The organism is Leptolyngbya sp. Heron Island J, from assembly GCF_000482245.1.
GTDB lineage: Bacteria > Cyanobacteriota > Cyanobacteriia > Phormidesmidales > Phormidesmidaceae > Leptothoe.
On the sequence record NZ_AWNH01000066.1, the window covers coordinates 50,771 to 68,419 of the forward strand.

General features: G+C 46.6%; 15 protein-coding genes. 8 read left to right on the top strand and 7 right to left on the bottom strand.

Annotation, left to right across the window (positions count from 1 at the left end; genetic code table 11):
- Positions 1–39: 39 nt before the first annotated feature.
- Positions 40–1,863 (bottom strand): ABC transporter ATP-binding protein, encoded by a 1,824-nt coding sequence (locus N836_RS58030; protein WP_023074025.1) that lies wholly within the window; start codon positions 1,861–1,863, stop codon positions 40–42.
- A 347-nt stretch (positions 1,864–2,210) separates the two neighbouring features.
- Between N836_RS58030 and N836_RS58035 the strand changes: the two genes are divergently transcribed.
- Positions 2,211–2,498 (top strand): PqqD family protein, encoded by a 288-nt coding sequence (locus tag N836_RS58035; protein ID WP_023074026.1) that lies wholly within the window; start codon positions 2,211–2,213, stop codon positions 2,496–2,498.
- 38 nt (positions 2,499–2,536) lie between these two features.
- On the opposite strand, the gene N836_RS58040 is transcribed toward N836_RS58035, so the two are convergent.
- The 4 genes from N836_RS58040 to N836_RS58055 form a co-directional block, all read right to left on the bottom strand.
- Complete coding sequence (locus N836_RS58040) at positions 2,537–3,775, bottom strand: cytochrome P450 (protein ID WP_023074027.1); 1,239 nt, start codon at positions 3,773–3,775, stop codon at positions 2,537–2,539.
- Positions 3,776–3,813: 38 nt separating this feature from the next.
- Entirely contained in the window at positions 3,814–4,584 is a 771-nt protein-coding gene (locus N836_RS58045; RefSeq protein ID WP_023074028.1) for an SAM-dependent methyltransferase, read from the bottom strand.
- 32 nt (positions 4,585–4,616) lie between these two features.
- On the bottom strand, positions 4,617–5,624 hold the full coding sequence (locus N836_RS58050) for an HPr kinase (RefSeq protein ID WP_023074029.1): 1,008 nt from the start codon (positions 5,622–5,624) through the stop codon (positions 4,617–4,619).
- 254 nt (positions 5,625–5,878) lie between these two features.
- Positions 5,879–7,678 (bottom strand): asparagine synthetase B family protein, encoded by a 1,800-nt coding sequence (locus N836_RS58055; protein WP_023074030.1) that lies wholly within the window; start codon positions 7,676–7,678, stop codon positions 5,879–5,881.
- 445 nt (positions 7,679–8,123) lie between these two features.
- Here N836_RS58055 and N836_RS58060 point away from each other — a divergent pair, with 445 nt between their 5' ends.
- Complete coding sequence (locus N836_RS58060) at positions 8,124–9,221, top strand: hypothetical protein (RefSeq protein ID WP_023074031.1); 1,098 nt, start codon at positions 8,124–8,126, stop codon at positions 9,219–9,221.
- Between the two features lie 19 nt (positions 9,222–9,240).
- Here N836_RS58060 and N836_RS58065 read toward each other — a convergent pair whose 3' ends face one another.
- Both N836_RS58065 and N836_RS0138580 read right to left on the bottom strand, forming a co-directional pair.
- The gene (locus N836_RS58065; RefSeq protein WP_023074032.1) at positions 9,241–9,450 is read right to left on the bottom strand and encodes a Nif11-like leader peptide family natural product precursor; all 210 of its coding nucleotides are present in this window, start codon (positions 9,448–9,450) and stop codon (positions 9,241–9,243) included.
- 18 nt (positions 9,451–9,468) lie between these two features.
- Positions 9,469–9,936 (bottom strand): lasso peptide biosynthesis B2 protein, encoded by a 468-nt coding sequence (locus N836_RS0138580; protein WP_031293268.1) that lies wholly within the window; start codon positions 9,934–9,936, stop codon positions 9,469–9,471.
- Between the two features lie 528 nt (positions 9,937–10,464).
- Here N836_RS0138580 and N836_RS73540 point away from each other — a divergent pair.
- The 6 genes from N836_RS73540 to N836_RS73545 all read left to right on the top strand — a co-directional run bounded on the left by N836_RS73540 (position 10,465) and on the right by N836_RS73545 (position 17,235).
- Positions 10,465–11,436, top strand: a complete 972-nt coding sequence (locus tag N836_RS73540; protein WP_023074034.1) for an HPr kinase — start codon at positions 10,465–10,467, stop codon at positions 11,434–11,436.
- Positions 11,437–11,836: 400 nt separating this feature from the next.
- Positions 11,837–12,118 (top strand): PqqD family peptide modification chaperone, encoded by a 282-nt coding sequence (locus tag N836_RS58070; protein WP_023074035.1) that lies wholly within the window; start codon positions 11,837–11,839, stop codon positions 12,116–12,118.
- Positions 12,119–12,186: 68 nt separating this feature from the next.
- Entirely contained in the window at positions 12,187–12,588 is a 402-nt protein-coding gene (locus tag N836_RS58075) for a lasso peptide biosynthesis B2 protein (RefSeq protein WP_031293272.1), read from the top strand.
- A gap of 16 nt (positions 12,589–12,604) precedes the next feature.
- Entirely contained in the window at positions 12,605–14,521 is a 1,917-nt protein-coding gene (locus tag N836_RS58080) for an asparagine synthase-related protein (RefSeq protein ID WP_023074037.1), read from the top strand.
- Positions 14,518–16,197, top strand: coding sequence for an O-linked N-acetylglucosamine transferase, SPINDLY family protein (locus tag N836_RS58085; protein WP_081716914.1), 1,680 nt, complete (start codon positions 14,518–14,520; stop codon positions 16,195–16,197). Before N836_RS58080 ends, N836_RS58085 begins: the two co-directional genes overlap by 4 nt.
- A 12-nt stretch (positions 16,198–16,209) precedes the next feature.
- A complete protein-coding gene (locus N836_RS73545) occupies positions 16,210–17,235 on the top strand; it encodes an NAD-dependent epimerase/dehydratase family protein (RefSeq protein WP_023074039.1) in 1,026 nt (341 codons plus the stop codon).
- Positions 17,236–17,649 lie beyond the last annotated feature (414 nt).

The following is a 17,649-nucleotide window of genomic DNA, read 5'->3' on the forward strand; positions in this document are numbered from 1 at the left end:
CCTGTGGGCTTGTACTTGAGAGCAAATATCCGTTTCTCTCTAACGATATTTTTCAGCTTGTATTTCAAACAACTGGAAATAAAGCCCTTGATTGTTCATCAGCTCAGCGTGGCTGCCACATTCAACGATTTTTCCCTGTTCCATTACATAAATACGGTCGGCCAGCCTCACAGTGGACATACGATGACTAATCAGAACAATCGCCTGGTGACGAGCTAAGCTTTTTAATTTTTGAAACACAGCATATTCTGCCTTGGGATCCATAGCGGCAGTGGGTTCATCTAAAACCATAATTTGTGAGTCTCGCAAAAAGGCTCGGGCTAAGGCAATTTTTTGCCATTGGCCTATGCTTAGTTCTTCGCCTTGATCAAAGAGTTTGCCTAAAATAGTTTCATAGCCCTTAGGAAGCGTTTGAATAATTGACTCAGCACCAGACTGACGAGCCGCAGATTCGATCCGTGTAACGTCATGGTGGTATTCAATATTGCCAAAGCTAATATTCTCGCGGGCTGTGAGATAGTACTTGGCATAGTCTTGAAAAATAACGCTGATTTGTCGTCGCAGCTCGGAAATTGCGTAGTGTTTAATATTTTTACTCTCTAAGTAGATATCTCCTGATGTGGGATCGTACAGCCGACAAAGTAGCTTAATCAGCGTCGTCTTCCCACATCCATTTTCACCGACTAGGGCAATGGTTTCACCTGGGGCAACCCTGAGGTTAATGTTGTGCAGAACCTGGCGTTGAGTGTTGGGATATTTAAAATTAACCTGCTCGAAAACAATGCCTTTCTGAAATGTGGTGGGCATTACTTGGGGCTGCTCAGGTTCCAGCACATGAGGTGTTAGTTCCAGAAATTCGAAGATATTTTTGAGGAATAGATTATTTTCATGGAGTTGCGCCAAACTATTAAAAAACTGTTTTAATGCGGTTTGCCCTCGCTGCATAGCTTGATAATAAAGAACTAAGTCACCAAAGGTAAATTCGTTGTTAAATGCTCGATAAATAATATAGCCATAGCTAACGAGTAACAATACTCCACCAAAGAGTTGGGTGCTAAAGTTGTAGACAGCTTGCTTGGTTGCGATCGCTAATTTTTCTCGATAAATTTTAGTTTGTACTGTGCGATACCGACGTCTTAAAAATGAGCCTAAATTGAACAGGCGAATTTCTTTAGCAAACTTTGCCTCCGTCAGCAAATGACTCATATAAAAAGATTGGCGCTGCAAGGCTGTACGGCGACGTTGCCAGCGGTAAAAGACACGGGTATATTTCAGCCGAACCCACAAAGCAGGGAGGGAGGCAGCCACTAGAAGAGCGATAATCTGCCAAGAAATAGACAGCAAAAGTCCACTGAGGGCAGCTAGCAAAACAGCATTTTTGAAGACATTCGCCAGACTACTCAAAATTTGATTACAGCGAAAAGATGCTTCATTTTGAGCCCGTTGGAGCACATCATAATACTGAGGATTTTCGTAGTATGCCAAATCTACGGCAATGGATTTTGCATGGAGAATATCTTGCAGACTGTTGGTTACTTTTTCACCCTGTGCCGTGTTGACCAAGTCAGTGGTGCTTGTTAAGACAATATCAACAATGGCAATGCCCCCAAGTACTACTAACCATGGCATCAGGTGAGTATAGCTATGCCATGAATTGGGAAGGGCATGAGCTGTACTAAAGATAGCTCCAATATTGTCTACAATTACTTTACTGACATAGAAAAAGGTGGCAGGCAGCAGACCCTGAAACACTAGCAATAGAGAGCTTACACATGTCCACTGCGGTGCGCTTTGCCAAATAATTTTGATGGCAATAATAAGGTATATTCCTTGCGGAACAAGGGATCGAAGCCAACGCTGCATCTCAGTTCCTGACTTGGGTTGGACTGTGTGACCTGAATAGTGCTCAGCGTACTCATTTAATACTATAAAAAGTGTTTTTGACAGTCTGGAAAATTATTCAGGCAACATTCGTATAATTACTGATGGCAACTCACACAATCGTTGAGATCCTCTTGTTGTAAGACCATTGATTTAGTAGAGATTTTTGGCTTGCCGTAATCGGCCCCTAGTTTATCTGAAGTCTATCTGCAAAATCTAAATCTAAGATTCTAGTTTGTCACAGGAAAAGAATGTGAATCAATTGCGCTCTTGAGTTTTCTCCAGACTATGGGTTCCAGATCCCGATTTCGTTCAACAATCCTAAAACTATGATGCAATTTTCGTTAGATCAAGGACTATCCGTGACCTCCCATGTGTTAGCTCAAGACTTAGCCGGAGAGTCTGTGTTGTTAAATATTCAAACTGAGGAATATTTTGGATTGGATGATGTGGGAACTCATATGTGGCAAACCTTGATTGAGAAAGAGTCCATTGAAATGGCCATCGCCACCTTGCAAACTGAATATGATGTGGAGCCAACACTGCTACAGCATGATGTGGAAACATTAATTGACGAATTATTAACCCATGGTTTAGTTGAACTGAGTGCTGCGTAGCTTCCATGGCTACTTTATAATCATGCTGGCTCGATTGATTAAAATGAGAGCGGTAATGATTTTAATCCCCGTCCCAGAAAAGACTCTTCCCAGTTGAAAGACTCTGGCGCTGTGGATACTAAGGATAACTTAGGCAAACGCTGCACTAGAATCCCTACGGTGATTTCCGCCACAAGTTTAGCCATATGTTTGCCGATACACAGGTGAATGCCTTGGCCAAAGGACAGGAAAGGATTGGGGCTGCGTTTAATGTCAAAGACGTCAGGTTCAGAAAATTTAGCCGGATCTCGATTAGCGGCAGCGATAATACAGTTCACCACTTGTCCCTGTGGAATCATGTGATTGTCAAGTTCAACATCCACCAGTGCTTGGCGTGAGACCCCCTGCACCGGACTGTCATAACGCAAGACTTCATTAATTGCCGTCCCCATTAAGGATGGTTCACTCTGGAGTAGCTGTAGCTGATGTGGATGTTGAAGTAAGGTGAGCATGCTTATGCCCAATAAATTTGCAGTGGAAGAGTGCCCAACGGTAAACATGAATATACAGGTTGAGAGCAGTTCTGTTTCACTTAACTGATGGTCGGCTACGGCTTGCATCAGGGTGGCAATTAAGTTGTCCTGGCCTTGAGGGATAGTGCGACATTGATCAAACCAACTTTGAAAGTAGTCAGCTAAACCTGCGATCGCTAACAGTCCCCGTTCTCTCGCCATGGGTGTCACATCCATATCTGCAATTACAGATAAATCTTCTGACCACTGCTTAAACTTGGGATGCCAAGCTTGGGGCGGAATGCCTAAGATTTTGCAGTTCAAACTGAGGGTGAGGGGATAGGCGAGATCTGCAATCAGGTCCATCTGGCCTTGAGCTTGGACCTGATCAATCAGGGTATGGACTGTTGTTTGCAGATGCGATCGCAAGGCCTGAACCCGGACAGGCCGATAGGGATGATGTAAAAGAGAACGAATTCTGCTGTGATCGGGTGGGTTTCTCAGCACTAGCCATAGGCCCATCAGGTTTTGGCTTTCCTGTCGCAGTTTGAAGAATCGATGCAGAGGCCGTTGGCTGCTGATTTGTTGTACCGATGACTGGTGGTGTTCTGTACGACCAAACTTAGAACTTTTGAGAACGTCTGCAACATCAGCGTAGCGCGTCAGTAACCAGTCGTTATGGTCAGGCCGATAATAAATGGGATGATGGGTCTGCAGATAACGATAGGTAGGATAGGGGTTGGCCCGAAACTCTGGCAATCGAGGGTCAAAAGGTAGACAGTCCATTTCGGCTTTTTTTAGCAGCTAACGTTAAATGAAATACCTCAATTTGCCACGATGTCTATCAACGGGAAAGACTGACACCAACCTCTGGGCGATCGCAACGCAGTATCCACCAGGCCACGCAAAACACCAAGCTGTCCAGGGGGTTCAGAATCACCATAGATTCGCTCAAAATTCTGTTGCCAAAGTAAGATCGTCCTTAGGGAGTAAACCCGTCGATTTTTTATAGATTGAATGGTCCAGCCTGCCGACTCCAAATTGCGCACCAGTTCAGAAACAGTGCAAAGCACAATGGAGTTACCAAATGTTAAACGATCACCGCTATAACCATCTGCCGCACAGCTTTCTGACAAAATTAAGCGTGATCCACAGGAACGTAGACGATGTAGCAAGCTTAATTTGTCCTGAATATGGGAAATCATTTCAAGGCTAATTATCACATCATAATCGCCAGGAATTTTCCCAGAATCTTGATCTAAATTCTGTTGCCATACATGTAAACCTAGGCTTTGGCAATAATTCACTTGGGCCGTACTACAGGTAATCCCAGTGACCGTGCATTCCCGTTCTGCAATTAATAGTTGGGCCGGACCACCCCAACCACAGCCAACATCTAAAACGTTTGAACCCGGGGGAATATGGGGATAATAATTTCTAACCGTTTGTTTTAAGCCTGTTTCTAATGTTTCAGTACCTCGAAAATAGCCAAAATGATAATGTAAATCTTCACCAATAATCTGTTTCCAGGCCTGAACTGGTTCAGTTGAATAAAAACGATCTAAGTCCAAGACTACTCCAGTGTCCATGGTCATTTAACAATTCCTGGGTTAATGGCATTGCAGCTCTAAACTGCACTCAGCCTCACATCTTCTACAATCGCATCACAGAGTTGAGGCAGTGCCTGCAAATTATGACTGCGTTTCACCTTTCGTACAGGTACATCCCTGACCACAGAACTCATCGCTGCAAACTCCCTAGCTTGCTGCTCGGCATCCGCGTTCATCAACTGGCCAGCCGATCGATGTCTCATCAGTAGCATCACAGCGGCAGCAGGGGAAATGGGGTCGATTGTTGGCACTGCCGCTGTCAGCTGATCTTGATTCACGGTATCTAAGACATAAATAGCCGACAACGGTAGGGGATGAGGATAAAAGTTCCATGCCGTTTGATTGAGCGCCGGAGAATCACTGGGAGTTAACTCAACAAAACGTTTCTCCGAAAAGCTAAAAACCCTTGTCAAATCAGCCTCTGATCCATATACAGCCTGGATCGTTTCAGGCCATAGCCGTAGACGAGGATAGCCCGGATGGACATGCCAGGACTGGGATAAATTGTCCAGTACCGCCACATCGTCAGCCAGCATTGGGTAGCCTTGACTGACCAAGGCTGCTGCTGTAGTTGATTTTCCGGCTCCGGTGTCACCTACGATGGCAATGGCCTGTTTCCCCATGGCAACCACACAAGCATGAAGACACAACCTACCTCGCAACCGCAACACACAAGCTAAAACGGGTCCCACTAAGAGGCCAGTAACTTCTTCTAGAACCGAGCGATCCCAGGTGGCTGAAATGTCAGTACCCAGAGCATCGATCTCAAAATTAAGCTGTCCATCGCCACGAAACCAAAGTTGGTAATAGGGTACATCGGCCTGGGTGACAACCGTCAATCCCGACGACACAAACTCAACATCAGGAGACGGTATCTGGGATTTCTCTCCACCCATTAAGTCAACCTTGACATCAATGGGTAAATCAGGGCTAGCGGAGATGAGATTAGGCAAACATCGATTTACCTGGAGGGTCAGGCCATAAATCCTGTATGTTTTATTCTGCTTAGAAGCTTGTTGAGGCACAGATATAGACCGTTCAAAACGTCAGCTATGAAGCATATTGGAAAATTCCACTGCCACCGTCTGAACCCACAAATGTTGTGCTAGTCAGTGTAAGCTCACTCACTTTACCTAATTTATCGAATTTAGGAGAATGGTATAGACGCTTGCCTGATTTTGGTGTCTTATTAGGAGTCGTTTGAGACATGATAATCATCCTGTAGTATGGTACTTGAGTGCCGTTATTCTTGACTGAAATGAAACTCAGCCTATGGATGCTATGAATGGCATAGCCAATAAGCAAGTTGTAAAACGCTTGATGCCTGATTATAGCCCAGGGAAGTGAGAGTTTCAGGCTTTTGCAACGTTTGTAATAGTTGTTCTGACTTAATATAAGGTGTTAACGCAGTGGTATGAATTAATTCTGTCATCCAGGGTTGGATGCCTCGCTGTTGCATCAACTTGTAATGGGGAGACTCACCTAAAGGGGTTTTAGGCCGCTGCCGCACAGAATCTGGCAATCGCCCCTGCATCGCTTCCCGTAACAAGAACTTACTTTGGAACCAGGGGACTGGTGGGACGGACAGTAAAAATAACACCAGGTGCAAATCGAAAAAGGGAAAGCGCGATTTAACGGGGAAGCCGCTGAAGCCAGGGTCAGACCAGCCAAAAATGTTAGACCAAAGGGGTTCATCGGCCATCCCATAGCGTTCTAGTTGTCGTGATATCGTCAATTGTTCTTGCAATCTTGCGGCTAGGTCCGTTCGTTTAGCAAAATCTGGGTTAAACCAGCCAGGTAACACCATCGTTTGGTCTCTTCCAAGCCATCGATTAAGGCGAGTTCGGAGGCGGAGCTTTGAGCGAAGTGTTCCCATACAGCCCAGGAGATTAGGAATAAAATACTGGTATTGTAGTAACTGAGATAGATTGATGGGCACTGGATAAAGGGCGGGATCCCCGCCAAATCCTTGCAGTAAGACGCGACCATAGGTGGCTACCCGGCGAATAATCTCCACCTCTGCCACCTGGGTGGGAATTAGGAGAGGTTCAGGATAACGATAGTCTGGTTTCTCTGGGGGAGCTTGCTCAATAAAATCTTCTGCAATAAGGTATTCCAGGGGCAATCCAGCCTGTTGAGCAACCTGTGCCGCATAGGTCCCCTCATCTTCTTCGATCAAATGGTCGTAAACAATCGCGTAGGCCCGGAGGTCAACCTTAAAGCCACAAGTTGTTTTCAACAAACCATGGGCCGTGGCCGCAATACTGGTGGAGTCCATGCCGCCACTTAAATGGGTACCTACTTGACCGGTACGCAGCCGATCGGCCACAGACCGGTCAAATAATTCTCGAAAGTGTTCGATATACTCCCGTGGGTCTTTATAGTGGAGTATTTCCACCTGTTCTGGCAACTGCCAGTACTGCTGGATACGCACCTTGCCTGCGGACCATATCAGGGTGTGAGCTGGGGGCAACCGTTGAATATCGGCAAAGGTGGTACTGCTGCGATCCATATTCATGCTGAACAACAGTAGGTCTGCGATCGCCTGCTCGTTCAAATAATCGGACACGTGCGAATGCAGCCGTAGGCAATTCAAATGGTTGCTGACAATGACACCGTTACCAACGGTGGCATAATAGAGCGGCACCACCCCAAACTGATCCCGCGCACAAAACAGACGCTGCCGGGGACCATCCCATAGGGCAAAGGCAAAATCTCCACTCAGTCTGTCTAAACAATTCTCTTGCCAAACCTGATAGGCCTGTAAAACCAGTTCAACATCGGCGGCCTCTGATTTTACCATGCACCCAGCCTGGCGGAGTTGATCGATTACCCCCTGACGGCGATCGAGACGGATATCTCCAGTTAACCAAACCGTGCCATTTAAACTATGGGGTTGCCGTTCTTGCTCAGATTCCCAAGTGGTGCGCAACAGGGCATGGCCAAGCCCCACATAACTTTCACTCCAGATATTCTGGGCATCTGGGCCGCGAAACACCATTAAATCTGTCATTTGCTGAAGCAAAGAACAGTCAAGGGGGTGACCCTCTCCATTGAGAATAGCAACAAAACCACTCATAGTATTAGAAAAAGTTCAAAAATGTGAGCGGCTCACATGTGCTCTTAAAGCAAGGACTACAGTTTCTGGATTGTCCACGGTTACGATAATTATGATTTTCGGTTTTTACGCATACTCAACAAAACAAACGAATGATAAGTGAAACATACTTGTAAAAACACTCGTAAAAACACATAAATCACCGCAGTAAAGCAGGCATAGGCCCCTACGCAAAATTATGTACACCATGGGAGTTATTGAATCACCTAAAGGAAAGATTAACCCGATCTATCTGAAGACTAACTAGGGTTGCTGACCCATTATGGTGATCATAAAGACCTAACTGTTGAAGGTCTAACTCTATAGCGCTATCGTATTTATGGCTTAACGTTAGTTGCTAATCAGCCCATTTCCAGGTTAACGAGGGCATCAGCTAGTTAACTTGCGCATAACACTCCTAAAACCGATGACGGCTGTATTTGCTGAATCCATTGACTTACTCTTACCCCAACTCTCCGCCGCATTATTGGAGCCAAACCAGGTGCCTGGGCTCAAAATCCTTGCCAGTCAGATGGCCCCGATTTTACGGGGTGGATTTGAGTGTCGTCTAGGGGACAACTCACCCCAGGTGGACATTCAACAATGTGTCATATCTGGCAATGATGAACCAGCGCTATTGAAAAAATATCTTGCCGAGCCATCCTTGGCAATTAATCCGCTATGGAACCACATTCAGACCTTCCTCCATCACTGGTCGGATCCCGACTCCAGTCTTCATGACAGCATTCCAGAGATTTGGCTTGAGTTTGACAGTGATGTCTCAAACCCTCGGCTGTTGCCCTCGCTCTTCTTTGCTTTACCCACCCATCTTTCAGATCCATCCCAATCGTTTATGCAGGCCAGCCAAGTATTGGATAGTCTTCTGGGATCCACTTGGGTACCCTGGCAGGATTCGTTAAAACGTTGCTTTACGGCTTGTCCAGAAGGTACTTTCGTCAGCCATATTGGCGTCATGTTGTCCCGTTCTGTCGAGGCATTGCGGGTGAATGTCAAGCGCCTACAGCCGGAGCTGTTGGTCCCGTACTTACAACGGATAAAATGGCTAGGCCAAACCGATGAAATCGAGTCACTTATGACAAAACTAGCGACCCAAGTGGATCGGATCACGGTGTGCCTGGATGTGGGGCAACAGGTATATCCCAAGTTAGGCTTTGAATGTATTTTCCTAAAGCAGCCCCAGGATGAACCCGGTTGGGCCAATTTTTTAGATACCCTCGTTGATCAGGGATACTGTACGCCTGCCAAGCGACAAGCTTTTTTGCAATGGCCAGGACAAACCACCCCCATGACTATCCCCACCCATTGGCCGGGGGAGTTGATTAAGGCCTCATTATTGCGACCTCAGAACTGTTTTACTAGCCTGAGCCGCCGCGTCAGCCACATTAAGGTGGTCTATCATCCCCACTCTCCCTTGGAAGCAAAAGGATATTTATGGTTTGCCCACGAATGGCTCTCTCCACCCTCAGCAAGTAAGCCAAGCTCGATATCAGTGTCCATGGATTGAACGCTTTGCCTGTTCATTTTCAGTAAGACTGATAATGAACCCAGCGCATCATCCAGTCATGTCTGTGCGCCTGTTGCAGTTCTTCCATCGTAAATTCAAAGCCATACATAGCTCCGATATCCACCAACGCGGCTAACCCCACCTGTAGATCCGTCGATTCAAGCTGATGTTGAACTGTCTCATTGCTACGAACATGCTGAATAAATTGTAAGGCAGTTTGAATCGACATCTTGTTTACTTAATTTACTTACAAAGAAGAAATGTCAATGGGGCGATCAAACATGGCAAATTGCTTCCGCACATCCTGGCGATCGCCCAGGATAAAGTCTTGCCACTCTACCCAGGCATGGGCTTCAAATTTTTGGGTATCTTGTCGCACCCCAATGCGCAACTGGCCATCAATCCCTTGAGCTCGTAGTAAGCTCCATAATACTAATGATTTTTTTAAACAGTTAGCCCAAGGCTGACAGTATTTTGTCGCCAACTGCACCATCCGAGTTGTGGTAATAAGCCGGTGTGAATGATCAGGTGGCGGCGAAGCTGGGGTAGGGAACAGTTTTACTAAAATTGCTTGGGTGAACCTTAGCCCCCAGAATTTTAAGGATAGGGCCACTGACGGCAAGAGGAGAAAAGTCTGTAGTAACAGCCATCGGCTCTCGACATCTAAACTCCATAGCGTACGGAACTTACGAACTAACCTAGTTAAGATAATAATAACTTTCGATTTTTACACATACTCAACAAAACAGGTAAATAGTACTCGACCATCTCCAGTAAAACACTCGTAAAAATACATAAACTTCATTCAATTTTAACTTGTTGCCCAATGGTTTTTAAAAGTCCAAAGATTGATTTAGACAACATTCGTATAACTACTGATGGCAGCTTACACAATCGTTGAGATCCTCTTTTTGTAAGACCATTAAGTTATTACTGAGATCTTGCACCTGGCAAGGAAGCATTAACCCGCCTTGGACTCAAAGTCGCAAGGCTAACTGGCTCAAAACCGCTCAAGCGGTTAAAGAATCCCTAAACGCTCTATATTGAGAGCGGCCCAGCCAATCTTGTCCCTTGAGTGGACAGCCCTCAATTAGCGTTGGGTTTTGAACCCAGCGTGGGTTTGAGCTTCACAACCGACCTTAGGGCAAGATCTGAGTAGTAGAGATTTTTAGCCCATTGTAAGCGGCTCCTAATTTATCGGAAAAATCTAAATCCAGGATTCTGGTTTTTTAAAGGAGAAAGGATGTGGATCGATTTAGAGACAAAAACCACTGAACAATCGAAGATACGTCTACACTATCCAAACAATCATTTTCATCATTATTATGGATTTGGGTTGCATATCGTATCGGAATTCGAATGCCCCGAACTATCGCCCATTGCCGCCGCTCACTCAAGCCCCGATGTTGTCATCAGAGTTGGCCTTGTCCCTAGTATCTTAGAGGGACGTCAGCTTGATGATGGATTTAGTCAGGTTAAACCAGACGCGTATCTATTGCGTCTTGACAATATCGCTAATTATCACGTCACCAATGGCTGCGAGATTGTGGTTCAGCCCCAGGCAAGCTGTTCGGATAGTCTTGTCCGGTTGTATTTGTTTTCCCAATGTATTGGTGCATTACTCCATCAACGCCATCAGCTGATTCTCCATGCAAGTGCGATCGCAACTGACCAAGGTGCCTTAATTTTTATGGGACCATCTGGTTCTGGAAAATCAACCCTGGCAGCAGGCTTGATCGATACTGGGTATAAACTGTTGGCAGAAGACCTATGCGCTCTTGAGTTTTCTCCAGGCCGTGGGTTCCAGGTATTGCCAGGCATGGCCCAGCTTAGATTATGGCATGACACCATCCAGCAGCTAGGACACAATAAAAAGCTAATGCAAAAGGTATGGCAAAAGGAAGATAAGTACTCGCGTTTATTACAAGATGAGCTGGCTTCGGTGCCCACCGCCCTGAAAATGATCTATTGGCTTAACCCAGCCGATGTTGAGACCGTGGAAATTACACCACTATCACTGCCAGAGATGACAGCTGCCATTGTTAAGAATATCTTTCGAGGGGAGTACACCCAAGCGTTGGGCGTACAAAAACGGCTCTTTAGGCAGACGGCTGAACTGATTCGTGCTGGCCAGATATGCCAGCTAACACGACCTAGGAATGGTTTTTCACTTATCAACCAGATCACACTATTGCAGAAAGTACATTCTCTTTAAAGGGCTTCTGAGTCTGCGGATAATCAATTTAAATTTGACCGTTAGACCTGGTTTAGACTAAGTTTTCTTTGTGAATTTGGGAAATATGAATTAGTAGCATCTCGAAAGGGATGCTAAACACCCTTGTGCAACATTAAAACCATTAACGAGGATTGAGCAGGATGAAAAACGAAGCATCTACCCATAAAAAACAATGGACAGCTCCCGAGCTAAAGAAAATTAGCGTTAAGGATACCAATAGCGGTCCTTTCATCCCTAACGTAGAAGCTGGTGCTTGTAGACCTTCATGATATCTACTGAGTCAAAACAGCATCGATAGATTCTGAGAGAGATGGGTTGAAGATGAGGGCTTTATTTGCATAATCGAGATGCACTTCACACATGCCCCTGGGAGACGTAAATGCTTGAGCTGACAACTAAAATTGTGCAAAAAGAAGACCTCATCGCAGCTAACTTAGGCAACGAAGTGATGATGATGAGTCTGGAGACAGATAATTACTTCGCGCTCGACTCTGTGGGGAGCGAGATCTGGCATTTAATACAGCACCCTGTAACAATTGCTGAGATTTGCGCCGCCTTGCAGGAACGTTATGCGGTATCAGCGGATACTTGTCTCGCTGATACACAAGCTTTTCTACAGCGGATGATCGATGAAAAAGTAGCCCATGTTGTTGAATCATAGTGCACAGCAATATAGATAGGGCTCTCCCAGGATGGCGCTATAGAGTAGGGCGCTACATTAACCTGCCGATGGCAACACAGTTCATGTTGTTGGAAGCAACTGTACTGCTGGCGTTGTCTCGCTGTGCGGTACTTGTTTTACCGTTGCGTCTTCTCGGATCTTGTCTTGGCCATCTGAATTGTGAAACGCCTAAAGTTTGCACGGGGTCTCACCAGCTGATTGCCCAACAGATTGCCACAGCTATCACTATGGTAAGCCCTTACACGCCTTGGCGCAGTAACTGTTTGGCACAAGCTATCTCAGGAAAGCTCATGCTGCGGATGCGTGGGATTTCCAGTACGCTCTATCTAGGACTCAGCAACGAAGGCACTCAGCTGGCGGCACACGCTTGGCTACGTGTTGGGGAGCAAACGATTACGGGCGGGGCGATCGCTGCTCAATATCAGGTTGTTGCATTTTACGGAAAGTAGACACGGTAAGTAGACTATGCGCGGCATTTTTGGGATTTTTCACAAAAACGGCCAACCTGTCACCCCTGAAACATTGGGGGCCATGCGAGCCATCATAAAGCTGTGGGGGCCAACGGGCACTCGCACCCACTGCACTGAGGAGATCGGAGAGGAGATCGGATTCGGTTATTCTCTTTGTGACCTAGACTCTACATCAAATCCTGAGCGTTTGCCGATTACCCATCCACAGGCTTTAGGACTGTTTATCATAGCCGATGCACGGATCGATAATCGGGAAGAATTATACGAGATATTGAAGATTCCCGTGAGTGAACGTCGCACACTCACTGATAGCCACTTAATTCTATTAGGGTACGCGAAGTGGCAGAAAGCTTGCGTTGGGCAGCTAGTTGGGGCGTTTGCTTTTGTTATCTGGGATCAGCAACGCAAAGAATTGTTTTGCGGTCGGGATCATATGGGGCTGAGGCCATTTTTTTATTATGACGCTCCCGGCTGCTTTGTCTTTGCCTCAGATATCGAAGCTATGCTGGCCTGCTCCTCCGTGCCTCAAAAGTTGAACGAGCCGCTGCTAGCTGCGCATCTCCAAGAAGATACGTATTTTGCTGAGAAGCATCAGACATTTCATGCCAATATTTTCAAGCTCCCCCCTGCCCACCACCTGTCGGTGACAAAAGAGACGAGCCGACTCTGTCGCTATTGGTCTTTAGACAATATCCGCGACGTTCGCTTGCCATCCAATGAGGCCTATGCCGAACAGTTACGAGACTTGTTGTTCCAGGCTGTTGAATGCCGCATCCAAACAAATCTGCCCATTGGTGCTCACCTAAGCGGTGGGCTAGATTCATCCACTATAGTAGCCATTGCATCGCAGCTGCTACAACACCAAGACAAAACGCTGAAGGCCTATTCCTGGTCACCTCATCCAAGTCGAACCAATAAACCAGCTGGAAATGAACATGATCTTATCCAAACACTCTGCCGTCAGTATGCCATTGATTGTAACTATATCGACCTCAGTGTAGAGGATGTTGTACGCACGTATCGGCGTGATTTTACCCGTGTGCCCTACGAAATGATGCTGCGAGAAGAACTTGTCTTGCAGCAGGCTAGCCAAGATCACGTGCACGTGATGCTTTCAGGGTGGGGCGGTGATGAAACGGTGACAGGACATGGTTGGGGGTGTCTCTCTTCACAGTTCTTGCAAGGTCGGTGGCAACAGCTGCACCATGAATTGTGTGCCTTCACAAAGACAAGCGATAATATCTCACAAGTACGACAAACGGCGAGATATGCCCGTCTGTTTTACGAAAAAGTGTTGATCCCTCTGATTCCAGAGCCTATTGCCGTGATGCTTGCGGGACGATACAGCCGCTACCCAGAGAGCTGGATCAATTCTCAGTTTGCCGATGAACATCGGGAGGCGGTGCGGAGATTACGGGGTGTAGCTTTGCGTGAGCGTCCTGGTGTGCAACAAATGCAGTGGCGCTGGTTAGACAACGGTCACATTACCAAGCGCATTGAATCATGGGCTATCAATGGGGCCAGGCAAGGTGTCTCTTACCGTTATCCATTGTTAGATCGGCGGATCTTGGAGTTTTGTTTGGGGGTACCGCCTGAGCAGTTTGTTCAAAATGGATGGACGCGTTCTTTAATGCGTCGCGCCGTGGGTGGTTTACTTCCCCAAGAGATCCGGTGGAATCGTTCTAAAGCAGAGCAAGCGGCTTTTGATGTGATTGGCCAGGTGATGGTCGCGGCCTTGCCAGAACTGCTCGAACAGCTCCAGACGGAACCGCGTTTCCATGCCGTCGCTCAATATCTCGATTTAAAACGTCTTACGGAAGCTGTAGATCAGGCAACAGGGTTTGAGCGGGGTACGGAAGCGTTAGCCATCACGTTGGCCTGTGCAAATGTTTGTACGAAGGTGGTCGCATGATGGGAACAAACCAGGACACGGTAACTGACTGCCATCGAATGGCCACGTTGTATCTGAATCACCCGCCCGAGCCAAGACTAAGTGTGTTGGCCATTCGATGGTACGAAAAAGCGTTAAAGCTTGATCCAGAGAACGTTGAGAGCTATTTGGGTCTGGCGAGAGCCTATCATCATCTTGGCCAATCTGAACAAGCTTTGCAATGCTGTGATCAGGCGATCGCACTTGAACCGGATTCTCTAGCCGCCCGCTATTTTGCCTGCATGCTACAGATCCCGATTATTTATCGAACACAACAAGAGGTATTGTCCAGCCGACATCGATATCATAGTCAGCTGCTTGAGCTGCACCAACGTTTGCAGAAGGCTCCAACACAGGCTGTTGCCGAACTGGCGACGGTTGTCGGTACCGTGAGTCCGTTTTACTTGATCTATCAAGGGCATAACGATACTGAGTTGCAGAGACTATATGGAGACGTAGTCTGTCATATTATGGCGGCACGCTATCCACAATGGTCCTATCAACGCCCATTACCGTTTCCCAAGACATCTGTTCATAACGCAACAGAGCCACTGCGAATCGGCATTGTTTTCGGCCATTTTCACAACCATTCTGTATGGAAAGTGATTTTAAAGGGGTGGTTGCAGCATCTAAATCATGAACAGTTTCAACTACTGGGCTATTCATTAGGGACAAAAAAAGATCACGCAACAGACCTGGCGCGATCGCTACTGCATTCCTACACAGACGGGACACGATCCATCGAAGCCTGGGGCCAGATTATCAGCACCGATCATCCCCACGTCTTGCTTTATCCAGAAGTCAGTATGGATAAGATCAGCATTCAGCTATCGGCGCTGCGCCTAGCTCCCATTCAATGCACTACTTGGGGCACCTACGTCACCAGCGGTCTACCAACCATGGACTATTACTTGAGTGGCGAATTGCTAGAACCCAGGAATGCACAACACCATCACACAGAAAAATTGATTCGATTGCCCAATCTGTCCATTCATTACACGCCGCTCCAGGTTACCGGAGCAGACCTACAGCGACAAGCATACGGACTGCGATCATCATCTGTTGTTTATCTATGTTTGCAATCACTGTTTAAATACCTGCCGCACTATGATCGCATCTACCCTCAGATTGCAAAGGCCGTTGGCGATTGCCAATTTGTTTTCCTCAAGCATAAGTCATCGGAGGCATTAACACGTATTTTTGAAAATCGCCTACGACCAGCTTTTTCTGACGCTGAGCTAGATATGGATCAGTTTGTGGTGATGCAACCGACATTGTCAGATACTGATTACCATCGTCTCAATGCGCTTGGAGACATTTTCCTAGACAGCATTGGCGTCGCTGGGACAACCACAACGCTGGAAGCAATCACTCATAATTTACCAGTTGTAACGATGCCAGGAGAGTTTGTGCGTGGGCGCGTCAGTAGTGCAATTTTACAACAAATGGGCGTGGTCTCAACGGTGGCAACCAGCGTTGAGCACTATGGGGAAATCGCCATCTGTCTCGGGCGCAACAAGCACTGGCGTCAGGTCGTAACAGAACAAATGGCGCAGAATAAGCATCGCCTCTATGATGACTTATCTTGTGTTGAGGCATTAGAAAAAAGCTTTTTCACATTTCTAGAACAAACGCCCGTGTCTCAACATGTACTTTAAATATATGGCTCCATGATCCATACCTTTTTACGTGGTCAGCGTGTTCTTATTACGGGCGTGAGTGGCTTTTTAGGCCTGGCACTGTGCGATCAGCTAACCATTGCTGGTGCCCATGTAACGGGCATTGACATTTATCCACCTGCGGCGAGCAACTCAGCGTATGGGCGTTGGCTAAAACTGCCGCATCAATTTGTCCAACTTGATCTACTCACTCCACAGCTTGGTGAGTTTTTAGCCGATCAACGGTTTGATACGATTTTTCATCTAGCGGGCATGGCCAATGCCTCAGGTTCTATCATATGGCCCACTCAAGACTTTTCACAAAACTTAGTTGCCACCTTCCATTTACTCGATGCGCTGCGCAACTGTGAATTCAGAGGTCGTTTTATCTTTGCGTCTTCAGCGGCTGTATATGGTGAGCCCCCCACCCATCGAATTACGGAGGAGACACCTGTTAGACCGATTTCCCCCTATGGTGTCAGTAAATTAGCCGCAGAAGAGTACATCCGCGTCTATTCAGACCTTTATGGGTTTGAAGCTGCGATCGCACGTCTTTTTTCTATTTATGGACCAAGACAGAAAAAACAAGTGGTGTTTGACATTCTGCATAAGGCGTTGCTTTCCGATGAACCCATTTCGTTGTTTGGCAGTGGTCGGGAAGTCCGAGATTTCATTCACGTTGAGGATGCCACACGCGCACTCGCAACGCTGACTAGCCAGACAAAAATTGGCGCGCCCATATTTAATGTATGCTCTGGTCACGGTACGGCGATTCGCGATCTAGCCTATCTAATTGTCACGATGGCCCATCAAAGCATCGAGCGTGTTACCTTTACAGGCAACAAAAGAGGAGGCGATCCATCTCACTGGGTAGGCTGCAACAAGGCCCTCCTGCGTACGGGATACACGGCAGAATATTCATTATTTACTGGGTTGCAAGGAACGCTAAATTGGTTTAACCAATGCCGATATCAGATAAATAAGGAGACTGCCAAAAAGTGTGGGAAAGCTTGCAAACTCCTTGAAATGCACCCCTAGATTCTGGCAGTCAATTGACGAATATAAGAGCATAATGCATTTATATCATATTCTCTTTTTCTGTTTATTCCATTTTTTTGCATGTTCTTCTAGAGTCGAAGATAAAGTCCTAATAGGTGTGTGAGTGTGCCGGTGAGCGTTGGAACTCCGAGGGGGTAGAACGTTGTTTTGTTTGTTCTGAGTAGGGAAACAGGGGGCTGCCTCTTCATTCCGATAGACGTTTTGTGATCGTTGTTACAGGTGGATGTGCGATCGCTCACTTGCGAGTTATCCTTTTTCTGCTTATTTCTGCTTACCCGATACTACAGCCTTGCTTCAAATAAGCCGCCCTCCCCGAACGCTAAGGTTCAGGGAGGGCGGCAGGTTAGATATAGAGGGGTAAGTAAAACAGTGCTCTGTTTACTTAGATATAGG

Excerpts from the sequence above, each read along its gene's own strand:
- N836_RS58030 (WP_023074025.1), bottom strand. The coding sequence starts at position 1,863 with ATGCAGCGTTGGCTTCGATCCCTTGTTCCGCAAGGAATATACCTTATT.
- N836_RS58035 (WP_023074026.1), top strand. The coding sequence starts at position 2,211 with ATGATGCAATTTTCGTTAGATCAAGGACTATCCGTGACCTCCCATGTG.
- N836_RS58040 (WP_023074027.1), bottom strand. The coding sequence starts at position 3,775 with ATGGACTGTCTACCTTTTGACCCTCGATTGCCAGAGTTTCGGGCCAAC.
- N836_RS58045 (WP_023074028.1), bottom strand. The coding sequence starts at position 4,584 with ATGACCATGGACACTGGAGTAGTCTTGGACTTAGATCGTTTTTATTCA.
- N836_RS58055 (WP_023074030.1), bottom strand. The coding sequence starts at position 7,678 with ATGAGTGGTTTTGTTGCTATTCTCAATGGAGAGGGTCACCCCCTTGAC.
- N836_RS58060 (WP_023074031.1), top strand. The coding sequence starts at position 8,124 with ATGACGGCTGTATTTGCTGAATCCATTGACTTACTCTTACCCCAACTC.
- N836_RS58065 (WP_023074032.1), bottom strand. The coding sequence starts at position 9,450 with ATGTCGATTCAAACTGCCTTACAATTTATTCAGCATGTTCGTAGCAAT.
- N836_RS73540 (WP_023074034.1), top strand. The coding sequence starts at position 10,465 with ATGTGGATCGATTTAGAGACAAAAACCACTGAACAATCGAAGATACGT.
- N836_RS58070 (WP_023074035.1), top strand. The coding sequence starts at position 11,837 with ATGCTTGAGCTGACAACTAAAATTGTGCAAAAAGAAGACCTCATCGCA.
- N836_RS58075 (WP_031293272.1), top strand. The coding sequence starts at position 12,187 with ATGGCAACACAGTTCATGTTGTTGGAAGCAACTGTACTGCTGGCGTTG.
- N836_RS58080 (WP_023074037.1), top strand. The coding sequence starts at position 12,605 with ATGCGCGGCATTTTTGGGATTTTTCACAAAAACGGCCAACCTGTCACC.
- N836_RS58085 (WP_081716914.1), top strand. The coding sequence starts at position 14,518 with ATGATGGGAACAAACCAGGACACGGTAACTGACTGCCATCGAATGGCC.
- N836_RS73545 (WP_023074039.1), top strand. The coding sequence starts at position 16,210 with ATGATCCATACCTTTTTACGTGGTCAGCGTGTTCTTATTACGGGCGTG.